The sequence below is a fragment of the Paenibacillus sp. MABNR03 genome, from assembly GCF_050455445.1.
Taxonomy (GTDB): domain Bacteria; phylum Bacillota; class Bacilli; order Paenibacillales; family Paenibacillaceae; genus Paenibacillus; species Paenibacillus xylanilyticus.
In genome coordinates this window covers 338,786-351,956 of sequence record NZ_JBCIYR010000003.1, presented here as the reverse complement: position 1 = coordinate 351,956, position 13,171 = coordinate 338,786, and the positions used below count along the sequence as shown (strand labels likewise).

Sequence of the window (13,171 nt, the reverse complement as noted above, 5' to 3'; positions counted from 1 at the left end):
TACAACCCATCATATAATAAAGTGACCAGAATACCTATCCCTTCATTTATGTTTTTTTATGCCAAAGAGGCCACCTCTTCTAAAAGGCGCCCTCTGTTCTGGTCAACGATTATTTTTGCTTATAGAACTCATGATACAGCTTCATTAACGCCCGTTTCTCAATCCGTGATACATACGAACGGGAGATGCCGAGTTCCTTGGCAATTTCGCGTTGAGTCCGTTCTTCCCCGCCTGCCTCCAGGCCGAATCGTCCAATGACAACTTCCTTCTCCCGATCATCGAGGATGTCGAGATTGCGGTAAATTTTGCTTTTTTCAATCTTAAGCTGCACCTTGTCTACGACATCATCCGCTTCGGTTCCAAGGATATCGATAAGTGTAATTTCATTTCCCTCTTTGTCCGTTCCGATGGGATCATGAAGGGAGACGTCTTTGCGTGTTTTCTTCAGGGAACGAAGGTGCATCAGAATTTCATTCTCTATACAGCGGGCCGCAAATGTGGCGAGTTTGGTTCCTTTGCCTTGCTGAAAACTTTCGATGGCCTTGATTAAACCAATGGTTCCGATCGAAATCAGATCTTCCAGGTCTTCCCCCGTATTGTCGAACTTCTTGACGATATGCGCAACAAGGCGCAGATTGTGTTCAATGAGCAAATTGCGGGAGTGGGCGTTGCCTTCAGCCATGAGGCGCAGGTGTTTGGCTTCTTCGTCCTCAGCCAGCGGCTGGGGAAACGCATTATTTTTGACATACGAGACGAGCAGCGTTAACTCTTTGATGAACAGGGCAATTGCGGTAAACAATCCGGGCACAGATGACACCTCCTGCAGTTTTACAACGATCTGGCCTGAGCACGTGAAGGAACAGGGTCGATCTATTGTATGTAGGCGGGGGCCCAGAAGTGCACGTACACTAGAAAAAGGGGATGTTACCGCGATGATTTAGTGGATCTTTATTTTAGGGGAATACCTATGCTTAATGCTGCGATTGTGTAGTCTATTTTTTGCCATGAGTATCACGTACTTACATCAACAATGGACCCAACCTTTTGAAGGAGCAGGAATTCTTTCTGTATGCTCTCGATAAAATATTTTTTCTCTCCCAATATAACGACATCACTCTCGGCTAATGGAACATCGCTTTTGAAATAGATAAAATTATCCGCGCCTCTGAATGCGCCTTTATAGTAGTACAAACGGTCACCTTCTCTTTGGGAAAAATGATATTTATTAATTATTAAGCTATTGCATATAAGTCTAATCCGATCCCAGCTGTGGATATATGAACATCCCTCTTAAAGAGACACCTGGCGATGAACTATGTTGAATAAAGGGAGTTAGTTGATTTTTCTACAAACACATTAAACTTTCGACAATTTTTGACTACCTCCATTACGATTCAAAGCACGCGCAGCCCAGCCTCAGAAACCGATCCTGTAACGTTTGTAGCCTCGGTCTTTAGGGATCGCTCTTCTACTGTTCAGGAGGACCCAACAGGTACGGTAACAATTAAGGACGGGGACACCGTAATTGGCACTGCAAGTGTAGTGAATGATTCCATACCTAGCAGAGCACTGATTTCGGTAAGAAGTCTTGATGCTGGAGAACATGAGATCACAGCCGAGTATAGTGGCAACAGCACATTCAGCGGCAGTACTTCCAGTCCAATTATACAAACGGTATCCACTACGGTGACACCTCCTTCGGAACATCCGACGGTCACGGAGGTTACTTACCTCTATCCTCCCCGGTCTGGGGAACCGTTTACGCTTGACATTAGCACCAAAACAAACCCGCAATATTACCAGGATATCGCTGGAACCGTCATCCTTATGGACGGCGACAAGGAACTAGCTGTGCTTCCGATGTTTCCTAAAGGGGTTTCCAACGGTCATGCAAGAACATCATATACAATAAGCGATCTAAGCGCTGGAGATCACCACATTACTGCTAAATATTATGGTGATACCAGATTCGGTATCGCTGATAGCGTCTCATATATAGTGCTCCAAGTGGCAGAAGGTAATGGGACAAATACGCCAGTGCCAACCCCTACACCATCAAATGGAGGAGGCACAATCCCTCCGGAGAGTAGTGAAAACCTGTTTAATACGACCGTTACGATTGAAAGCACACGTAACCCGGCCTCAGAAGGAGAGCCCATTGCGTTTATGGCGAGAGTCAGCAGAAACTATAATGATACGTACGACATGCCGACAGGCACGGTTACATTCAAGGATGGGGATATCGTACTGGGTACAGCTGAGGTCGGAACGGATGTAACCAAACCGGATCTCGCATTTTATTCCGTAAGAAGCTTAAGCGCTGGAGATCATCAGATTACCGCGGAGTACAATGGGAACCATACATTCAAGGGCAGCACTTCAACTCCACTAACCCAAATGATAACAGCTGAAGCAGCTTCTGCAACAGAACACCCGACGGTGACGAAGGTTACCAGTTATCTGAACCCATCCAAGTATGGAAACGCGGTAACCTTTTACGTAAGAACAGAAACAAAACCGCAAATATCCCGTGATATTGCAGGATCCGTAATCCTTATGGATGGCGACACGGAATTGGCTACACTTGCCATGTGGCCGGACGGTGTTGCGAATGGTGTGGCAAAAGCCTATTTCACAACAAGTGATCTAAGTGTTGGAGATCACCCGATCACGGCTAAATATTTCGGTGATGCCAGACACAGTACAGCTGATAGTACTTCTGAGGTGATGGTGCAAGTTGTACAAGGAAGCGGTGGTAGTACAACACCTTCCAATCCACCCTCAGTACCAAGCGGCGACAGCAGTACAACGCCTTCCAGTCCAACGACTGGTTCGAGTTCAGGTTCAGGTTCGACTCCAACCGCTCCTGTTAACCCTAAACCAGAAGAAACAGATGTACCAGAAACAACAACGCAGCAGCCAAACACGCCAGAAAAGTCCGAGGATTACCAGGATCCCAACGATATTTTCAGAAGCCGGGTGGTGAACGCAGATAGCAACGTAATTGCCGGTGTTCAATCCAGAATCGCTGAGATCCTCAGCAAAGGGGATGACTTCGTAACCTTACAGTTTGGTGATGTTCAACACCATTGGGCGATTCCGTCTATCGAAAAATTGACCCAGCTGGGCGTAATCAAAGGTTACCCTACTGGCGGGTTCGAGCCTGATGAACAGATTACCCGTGCAGAATTTGCAGCCATGATCAATCGTGCGTTTGTGGATATGGCATCACGTGAAGTCAACTTGAATGAAGAGGATTTCGCAGCATACCGTGATATTAACAATCGCTGGTCTACCAATGACCTCAAGAGACTTGTAGCTGTTGGCGTATTAAACGGATACGAGGACGGTTCGATTCGTCCGGAAAAAACCATTTCCCGTCAGGAAATGGCTCTAATCATCACACGTGTATTGAATTCACTTATCCTGAACATTGATACATCCCATGTACAATTTGCTGATTTGAATGGGGCATTCGGTGCAGATGCAATCCGAAAAGCTGCTGCTCTGGGAATCTTCGAAGGTAAAAATGAGCGTTCATTTGACCCGAACGGCGGAGCAACGCGCGCAGAAGCAATTGAAACCATTTTGAAGACTTACCGTTTAAGTCCAGCCATCAAAGAGTCATTGGAAAATTTGAAGTAAGGACTCCTGTTAAGACATCATTTCCTTAATGATAATGCTTAAATTTTCTTAACCGCTAGCGAATAATATCGTTAGCGGTTTTTTCGATAACTCAATTTTGGCCAACGGGATTCATTCCAAAAGTTCGAGAGAAAATTTCAAAATAATTCTTAAAGCTTTTACTATTGAACTAGTTTCATCACTAGTCTTTTGCTTCGAAGTTCATTTTGTCATCATAGCCATCGGATTCATTTGGAGCACTGGTAGGGTATACAAGAAGAAGATCTTGAAGGGAGTTTTCCCGTCAAAATCTTCTTTGTGATTTACTTATTATATCTTGCTTTATATCCCTCATAGTTCTCTAGCCAGGACGACGCTGCTCCAGAAGCGACCAAACATTGTGAGTGGTTATACCCTAATAAATATTCCGTATCAAGGTTTGTTACATAAAACTCGACATTGAATATTTCGTCAATAATTGAAACAACATCCTCTCCACTGTTTAATCTGTAATAATCTTTTTCATCCTCCGGATTGAAGAATAAAATTACTGGAGTTTTTTTTATGAAATTGGTTATCCACATCCAAGAATCTGGAACGTCAATCCCCACATAATCATGTAATCTTTCAAAAAGTGGAAAATTACGTGACTTACCTTCTTCCAAGTATTTATTCATAATGCTCTGCTTGATGTCTTCTGCTTCTTCTTTGGGTAAAATATTTAATTCAATGTCTAGTTTGCTTGAAGCAGTCAATATTTGTTCTTTAATGTCCCACATATGTCCTCCCATTGAATTATTTATTTGGCGGCCTTCCAAATGGTACAGTATCAAGTATTATATGTCCTACTGTGTTCTTTTTACCTGGGGTTTGCCAACCAACATGTGGCGCGTCAGGGCCGGAAGCCCAGTTTCCGTTTCTGTCCACTCCATAATGCGAATAGTCGATACTAACTTCTGACCCATTTTTTGAACGCCATTCCACCGGGAATGATTTTCCATTCGCATCTTTTGCCCATTTAGTTGCTGTAAATTCACTTCTATCAACACCTGTTTTTCTAAACGCTAAGTCAACCGCATCCCTCCAGGACTTTCCCGCACCTCTCCAATCTAAATCTTGTGATTTTAGGGTATATCTCAATGCAGGAGCTTTCGTCTTACCAACCGCACCTGGAACAAGTCCCATTGCAAGCGCTGCAACATATTCTGCTTCTTTTCCTTTAATCAACGCTTTTACTAACTGTTCTCTCGCCCAGCCAATATTACCTGCAGACTTAGTATACGCACTTCTACCCATTGCCATATCATACAAGTAATTAAACCGATTCTTATCTAGAAAAGAGTTAAAGCTGTAACGATCTCGAATTGTATTTTTATACAAATTATAATTTGAAGTATTTATTTTATAACCTTTCGCTTTAGCATCCTTCAGCATATGTCTGAGTTCTTGAGCATAGTAAGGCTCTGCCATATTGCCACTTGGATCTACATACTTCAATGGATTGTTCTGAACGTATGAGTACAAATTCAAGCTCAATGGATCGTTCAATTCACCTTCGTACGTATCCTCGCCGATGAATCGTGCCATACCCGGGTCGTACCAACGAGCCCGCAAATATTGGAGCCCTACCGTCTCATCCCAATACTCTCCTGCATAACGAAGAACATTTTGAACCGTTTCTTCTGTTGTGAGTGGTCCACCCCAGATGTCATACGTATACTCGTTCAATACTTGGCCAGCATCATCCACAAGTCCGACTACATCGCCATGACCATTGAATTGGTAGTATTCCAATTTTCCAGTTTTCTTGTCCTGACGTGCCCACAGTTTCCCATACAGGTCATAGATATAGACATAGGTTAGTTCAGCTTTTCCGGACGTCACTTCGGCTTCCGCCATCAGTTTGGCTTCTTCATCGTAGTAATAACGAGTCGTTTGGTCACCTTCGGTGCGCTCATACAGCAAACCATCCCCGTTGTAGCTATAGGTTACTGTTTTGCCTTCCCCGGTCGCTTTAACCAAGCGATTCTGGCTGTCATACGTATATTCTGCATCTTTCAGTCCGTATACCTTACCACTCCCCGTACTGTACCGGTTGCCATTCGAATCATACGTATATGTTTCCTGTTGCGAACCCGATTCCGTTTGGATGCGATTAAGTTCATCATACGTAAACTGATCACTTGTCCCATTTTGAGTACGGGACGTGATGTTTTTATCTCCATCATATTCATAGTCGAACTGATGAATGGCGCTCGTTCCTTGGGAAACGGTGACTCCTAATAGATCATAACCATCGAACTGATAGCTTGTGCTCAGCCCATTCCCAAACGATACGTTTTCCAGCAAACTGTTCGACGCATAACTAAAGGTCATTCGATCCACAGGCGTCTGGGCCGATGCTGCGAGCGCTGAAGCGCCCCCTGTTCCGGAGGTGATATCCATGGAAGTGACCCGGTTCATCGTGTCCAGCTCACCGTGTACCCGCAAGGATTGCCCTTTGGCATCGGACAAGGTATATCCCAACCGCTGCTGGGTATTGTTTTCATATTCCAGCTGGGTTCCATCCGGGAAGGCCAGCCCACTGAGCATACCATCCGTTTCACGGTATGAATAGGTCGTTTTGCCGTGATCGTCCGTCATCGAAGTTCTACGACCCATCTCGTCGTACGTATACGATACAGAGGTATCCGGTCCTTTGAACCCTGTAAGCATGTTGTCGCTGTTATACGTATACTCGGTGATCTTTCCGAGCCGATCCTGCTTTTTGATCAAATTACTCTTTTTATCATAGTAGAAGGTAGTCGCAGAACCATCCAGCTTCGGTGGGGTCTGCTTGATGATCCGACCCAATTCATCATATTGTTTGGTCACCGTTTGGCCGTTGGCAGAAACAACTTGAGTCACCTGGCCCTGGTAGCTGTAAAAATATCGGCTGGTTTCTTCCTTGGGCGTGGTTGCTGTTGCCATTTGTCCGAGCGCATCGTACGTATATGTCGTCCGCTCCCCATTACCATCAATGGATGCAGTCACGTTGCCAATCAAGTCATATTCTCTTTGTTGCAACGGAGCAAATGTACCGTCCCGATATTCTTCTACTGCTGTCGTGCGTCCCAGCAAATCCATTTTCTCACGAGTCTGGTACCCGGAAGCATCCTGAACCGTTACGGTTTGTCCAACAGGATCAATTGTTGTTGTGTTTCTGGTTCCATCCGGATATTGGGTCTCTGTCATTTGCCCAAACGCATCGACCACATACCTCGTCACGTTTCCTTCGCTATCATAGGCATATTTGTATGTTGCGTCCGCCGTTTGCTCTTCCACGAGCAAACCTAATGGATTGTAACGCTCGGAAGTCACCATGCCGTCTGGCGAAGTGCTTGTCATGATGTTATTGGTGTCATCATATGCAATCGTCGATTGTGTACCATCGGCATACGTTATTCGAACCAGACGCCCTGACTTGTCGTATTGATTCGTTTCCTGTTCTCCGGCAGCATTCGTCGTTGTCTCCAGTTCACTGGCAGACGTGTAGCTGTACGTCTCCACAAGAGATTCTGCCTTACCAGCAGCATCATGCACGGTCATCGATGTCGATTCCAACAAATACCCTGCATTCGGTTGGTAGCTGAATGTCGCTGTACGGTCTTTGGCCAATGTACCGCCTTTGTCAGTTGTACCGATGACTCGATCTTTTTCATCCAGCTTTACTTCTGAATCTGAGAGCAATTGTCCACCATATCCATTTTTGGTAGTAGTCCGTAACATGTCCCCTTGATTGTTATATGTTATTTCCGTGTACTGCTCCAACGTGCTGTTCACCTTAGTGGTGATCCGCACCGGTTTGGTCCAATGGTAAGGTGTCTTCCCTGTTTCGTACGAATAAGTTGATTCATGTCCGGTGCTTTGTTTCTCAGATGTCACCATGCCGTTTGTATCGTATGTGATAGTCTGCACCTGGAATAAGGATAAACCGTTCATCCCCGCGAGTTTCCATGTAAGATATATCCCAGCGCCAGCCTTGTCCCAACCCGTATTGAGTTCTTCCTTACGTGGCGTGACTACATTGAAGTACGTTTGTGTCGTTTCGTCGTCTTGAATGCCGAGCTGTCCACTTGCTCTATCACTGTCATAGACACGTGTCAGATCAAACAGAAGCAGAGGCCTGGTCCCGTTAAGGAACGCCAGCTGATAATGCCTCCATAGAGTCGTTTCATTCCACACTAAAAGCCTGAAACCTTCTACCTTCAAATATCTGATGTCTACAACAACGGCCATCGCCCTTCAGAACGTTCGAAACTACATCACTCACTATAACTCGATCCAATTTAAACGAAACAAAATAACCAGTCTCCGATGGATTTCCGAAGACTGGTTGCTTAAATTGCTGCAAGGCGTTTTGAATCTGTCTCACAAAAGGAGTGCAGTCCCTAGAGACCACACTTAAGTTTTATATTTGATACAACTTAAAAAGGGGTGAAGATTAATCTGCTACCAGGGGTCATTTTACATTTATTCGATAATAATATTATTTCATTAACATGATTTATTTCGTTAATATTTTGGAGCATCATTTTCAATCTTTGAAGTTCTAGTACTAGTTCGTCCATTTCTTTGGATGAGAATACGTCGTAACTATATACCGAAAGTTCACCTAAAATTTCAAAATCATGTTCTTCTCTCTGTAAATAATTCACATTATTTTTCTCGGAAACCTCATCTATAAGTGTACCATCAATTGATTCCAATATAATTCTAAAAATACGATCACTCTCCGAATCCTAACCCACCTGGGAATGTATTGACAAGATTACCTTTTTTGTCGGTAATAACTGTTAATTTATTTGTAGACGATCCACCCCGGTTAACCGGTAAGTTTCCCACTCGGTATCCAACATTAACTTGACGAACAAAATCTCCAGATGTTGGAGAAATCGTTACGGGTGAGTTTACTACCTTTTTCGTTTGTAGTAATTTTTTTATTTGATCACGAGAAATAGAAAATTGAGATTTATTAGCTGGGCCAGATCCTCCGTGCTTACCGAGCGCATAATTTAGACCAGAACCTTTTACATCCGCTTTGCCATTACGAACGTTAATTCTTTTGAAAACTAGCTTAGGGATTTTAGAAGTCTGATTATTGCTAGTACGTATTCCTCTTGTTTCTTCCCTCAAGGCATCCGCAGAGCTTGCACTACTAGGAGGGGTTTTGGTTGTTGGTTTTTTATTATTTGCATTATTGGTCTTATTACTAGATGTCGATGGTTTTGATGATGTACCACCTCCACGTCCTGTCGGAACTCTGGTTAAAGGTGTTATACCACCTCCGCCTCCACCACCTCCGCCAGCGCCCATTTCTTCTTTATGGCCACTCGGATCCACATACTTTAAGGGATTATTTATAACATAAGTATATAAGTTTAAACTCAGCGGATCATTGAGTTCTCCCTCATACGTATCCTCACCTATAAAACGAGCCATTCCAGGGTCATACCAACGTGCTCTCAAATACTGAAGACCTACGGTATCATCCCAGTATTCACCCGCGTATCGCAGAACATTCGGCACTGTTTCATCCGTTATTAAAGGCCCACCCCATACATCATAAGTGTAGCTGTTTAATGTCTTACCTTCTGAACTCACCAGTCCAACAACATCACCATGACCGTTCAATTGATAATATTGCAGCTGGCCTGTTTCTTTATCCTGACGGGCCCATAGTTGACCATTCAGATCATAGATGTAGACATACTTCATCTCCAGTTTGCCAGATGAAGAAACGATCGCTTCGGCCATTAGTTGTGCTTCTTCATTATAATAGTACCTTGTCTTGGTATCGCCTTCGGTTCGTTCATATAGAAGACCATCTCCGTTATAGCTATACGTCACGGATTTGGTCTCACCCGATGCTTTTACGAGACGATTTTGACTATCATAAGTGTAATCTGCATCCTTTAATCCGTATACTTTACCACTACTTGTGCTAAAACGATTACCGTTGCTATCATAGGTGTAGGTTTCTTCCTGTGTTCCCGTTTCCGTTTGAATCCGATCTAATTCGTCATATGTGAATTGATCTGCTTTTTCATTCTGTGTACGGGAAATGATGTTTTTATTAGCATCATATTCATATTTGAATTGGTGTACCGATGTTCCTCCTTGAGTTATGTTAACTCCAGAGAGGTCATATCCATCATATTGATAGGTTGTACTGAGTCCTTTACCAAAAGACATCTTCTCCAGCATGCTGTTCGCACTGTAAGTAAACGTCAGTAAATCTACTGGGGAAGTTGTCGATGCTCCTGAACCTGACGTAATATCAATGGACGCGACACGGCTCATGGCATCCACTTCACCTTGAATACGTAAAGATTCACCTTGTGTATCGGTTAATATATACCCTAAACGTTGCTGATTGTTATTTTCGTAATCGATTTGTGTTCCATCCGGAAATGTTAGTCCATTTAACATACCATCTGTTGTTCGATAACTGTATATCGTCTTACCATGATCATCGGCCATTGATGTTCTCCGACCGATTTCGTCATACGTATAGGATACTGATGTGTCCGATGCTTTCATGGTCGTAAGCATGTCGTCACTGTTATACGTATATTCTATTATTTTTCCTAGTCTATCCTGCTTCTTAATCAGATTGTTTTTTTTATCATAGTAGTAGGTTGTAGTATATCCCGCAGGACTAGGGTGAGACTGCTTAATCAGACGTCCTAGTTCATCATATTCTTTAGTAATGGTTTGCCCATTTGGTGATACAACTTGATTTAATTCACCCGTATAACTGTAAAAGTAACGACTTGTTTCTTGCTTTGGTGTTGTTGCTGTCGCGATTTGACCCAGGGCATCATAGGTGTAAGTGGTCCGTTGACCGTTACCATCAATAGATGCGGTCACATTTCCTTCAAGGTCATATTCGGATTGTTGCAAAGCAACGAATGTACCGTCACGATATTCCTCCGTCATTATGGTCCGTCCCAGCAGGTCTTGCTTTTCCCGAGTCTGGTTGCCAGCAGCGTCCTCATGAGTGAGTGTTTGCCCAGCTGGGTCAAACATTGTCAACTCGGTTGTCCCGTCCGGATACTGTGTCTCGATCACCTGTCCAAACGCATTGTTCACGAATTTGGTGACATTCCCCTCGGCATCCTCAGTAGCCGTGATATTGCCTTCATAGTCATAGGCATACTTGTATATGGCGTCGCCCGTTTGCTCTTCCACAAGCAGTCCCATGGGATTGTACCGCTCGGTAGTCTTGATACCATCTGGCGAAGTGCTTTGAATTAGGTTTTTTGTATCTTCGTATACCGTGGTTGAATGAGTGCCATCAGCATACGTGATCTGAAGAAGCCTTCCAGATTTATCGTACTGATACGTTTCCTGTTCTCCGGCAGCATTTGTTATCGTGTCAAGGTCTCCCGCTGGGGTATAGCTATAAGACTCTACAAGGGCTGCAGCTTTTCCAGCGGAATCATGCACTGTCAATGACTTAGTTTTCACTAAATTCCCTAAATTAGAATCGTAAGCTAGTATCTCTACACGGTCTTTAGCCAGATACCCGCCTTTATCAGTTTTACTGATAACACGCCCTTTATCATCAAGCTTTAGTTCAGAATCAGAAAGGACTTGTCCGCCATATCCATTTTTAGTTGTGGATTTTAGTATAGAGCCTTGATTGTTGTACATTGTTTCTGTATATCTCTCCAACATACTGTTAATCTTCGTGGTGGAACGTACAGGCTTGACCCAGTTGTAAGGGGGTTTACCCGTTTCATATACATAGGTCGATTCTTGTCCAGTACTTAGTTTTTCCGAAGTCAATATTCCATTGGCATCATATGTGTTGGTCGTGATCAGCTTCTCACGCGAGCTTTCCCCTTTGCTTACCCATTCTGTCGTTTGGGTCGGGAGATTCCGTTTGGTTTGGCTATCGTACTGAAGCTCCGTAGAATAGGTTACATCATCTCCAGTTAGTGTATGCTGGTCTGCATAAACTAGATCAGGTTCGTTGGCGGCGCTAAATGTTTTGGAGAACGTCCACGTATCCACGGTATGTGTAGCCTTAATTTTCGTTGTCCATGTGGCTGGTTGGCCATAAGAGTCCAGATCTTCTCCAGAATACTCAAAGTTGATTTGGTCCAACGTACCTTCGCCATCGGTCGTACTGAAATGGCTCTTGCGCTCTCTGACTTTAAAGACGAAATAGGAAGAAGCTTCTCCCATTTGCTTAATCGCTGGAATGTATGCATAATCCGTAATGGCAGAAGAAGGACTTGTAATACGCGACAACAAAGCAGTATGCATTACACCATGCGCATTCTGATTACTTTCAAGCTCAGGCAGGAAATTGAATTTGGATTCCGGATAGTAATACGTATACGTCGTTGTCCGATCCAGTGCATCGGTAAACTCTCGCAAAATGCGAATGCCCTCATCTTCCCGCTGTGTATACGTTACTTTCCGGTCCGTTCCGGCAAGCTGTACGGTAACCTTCAAGTCGTCATAAGCAAAAGTCAGTGCCTGACCTTCGCTATTTTGAATCCGGGAGATGACTTGGTTTCCATCCAATGTTGTATATTGAAAATCCACCGTATTCCGGTAACCATCTGTAATTTGCAGTAACTCTCCGGTTCCGTTAAACAAATAATCGTAGCCATTCCGGATCGACAAACGGTAACTGCTGGACTGACCATCCACAGTCACAGTCGTATCTTGCTTCACGGTTAAATCATTCCATACGTAACCTTCCAGTTCAAGATTAGCGTTTAGGCGATAATAACCTACACCTGGAATAAGGATAAACCGTTCATCCCCGCGAGTTTCCATGTAGGGAATATCCCAGCGCCAGCCTTGTCCCAACCCCGTATGGAGTTCTTCCTTACGTGGCGTGACTACATTGGAGTATGTTTGTGTCGTTTCGTCGTATTGAACGCCGAGCTGTCCACTTGCTCTAGCACTGTCATAGACACGTGTCAGATCAAACGGAATCAGTCCTGGTAGAGAGAGGTCTGTGCTACTAACCATCATCTCCCCTGTAGCAGTAGAGATCGATTCCGCTCCATAAGACGTCATGTACAGGGATGCATCGTCCCGGATATCGACATGGTTTAGCCCCGTTTCATCCACGGTTGTTCCGGTACCTGGAACATCCTCTTCAATGGCGTTAATTGAAAATGTGTTTTCTTGCAATGACTCGGAAGGGCTTAGCCCCTCCATTTGAATCGGTTCACTTGTCTCTTGCGTTTCTAGCCATTTCTCTGCAGCCTCGCCGCCTGTGCGATCTGTTTGCAAAGCCTTGTACAGTTGATATAGTGAGTACCCTTGATCTAGCTTCTGTTTAATCCAGTCTTCTTCAATCCCAAATTGCTCTTTTAAACTATGGATTGTAATGTAGGTGACAGAAGGAATGGAATCCTTTCCTTCTGCCGCCGCCGCTTGTCCACTATAACCAAAAGAACCAAGTCCACTAAGTATCAATACCGTACATAACCAAATGATTGTTATTTTCTTAAACACTCCATCACCTCAACCTAGA

At 44.0% G+C, this 13,171-nt stretch carries 6 protein-coding genes and 1 pseudogene; 2 read left to right on the top strand and 5 right to left on the bottom strand.

From position 1 onward, the window contains the following. Positions 1-109: 109 nt before the first annotated feature. Together sigK and AAIH57_RS16760 are read right to left on the bottom strand one after the other, a co-directional pair. A complete protein-coding gene (gene sigK / locus AAIH57_RS16765; protein WP_095289757.1) occupies positions 110-808 on the bottom strand; it encodes an RNA polymerase sporulation sigma factor SigK in 699 nt (232 codons plus the stop codon). Between the two features lie 203 nt (positions 809-1,011). Next, positions 1,012-1,191: a hypothetical protein gene (locus AAIH57_RS16760; RefSeq protein ID WP_175397417.1), complete on the bottom strand. Its 180-nt coding sequence runs from the start codon at positions 1,189-1,191 to the stop codon at positions 1,012-1,014. Between the two features lie 183 nt (positions 1,192-1,374). Here AAIH57_RS16760 and AAIH57_RS16755 point away from each other — a divergent pair, with 183 nt between their 5' ends. Further along, on the top strand, positions 1,375-3,645 hold the full coding sequence (locus tag AAIH57_RS16755; protein ID WP_430022446.1) for an Ig-like domain repeat protein: 2,271 nt from the start codon (positions 1,375-1,377) through the stop codon (positions 3,643-3,645). Positions 3,646-3,947: 302 nt separating this feature from the next. Here the strand turns inward: AAIH57_RS16755 and AAIH57_RS16750 are convergent, their stop codons facing one another. Beyond that, positions 3,948-4,403 (bottom strand): DUF6756 family protein, encoded by a 456-nt coding sequence (locus AAIH57_RS16750; RefSeq protein ID WP_430022445.1) that lies wholly within the window; start codon positions 4,401-4,403, stop codon positions 3,948-3,950. Between the two features lie 16 nt (positions 4,404-4,419). Next, positions 4,420-5,523 carry a polymorphic toxin type 47 domain-containing protein gene (locus AAIH57_RS16745; RefSeq protein WP_430022711.1) on the bottom strand — a complete coding sequence of 368 codons (1,104 nt, stop codon included), beginning with the start codon at positions 5,521-5,523 and terminating at the stop codon, positions 4,420-4,422. Positions 5,524-7,802: 2,279 nt separating this feature from the next. Here AAIH57_RS16745 and AAIH57_RS16740 point away from each other — a divergent pair. Then, positions 7,803-8,007 (top strand): annotated as a pseudogene (locus AAIH57_RS16740) (integrase core domain-containing protein); the annotation flags it as partial. A gap of 384 nt (positions 8,008-8,391) precedes the next feature. On the opposite strand, the gene AAIH57_RS16735 reads toward AAIH57_RS16740, so the two are convergent. After that, positions 8,392-13,152, bottom strand: a complete 4,761-nt coding sequence (locus AAIH57_RS16735; RefSeq protein ID WP_430022444.1) for an RHS repeat-associated core domain-containing protein — start codon at positions 13,150-13,152, stop codon at positions 8,392-8,394. Positions 13,153-13,171: the final 19 nt, after the last annotated feature.

Coding starts and splice junctions, on each gene's coding strand:
- AAIH57_RS16750 (WP_430022445.1), bottom strand. CDS start 4,403: ATGTGGGACATTAAAGAACAAATATTGACTGCTTCAAGCAAACTAGAC.
- AAIH57_RS16745 (WP_430022711.1), bottom strand. CDS start 5,523: ATGGCGGAAGCCGAAGTGACGTCCGGAAAAGCTGAACTAACCTATGTC.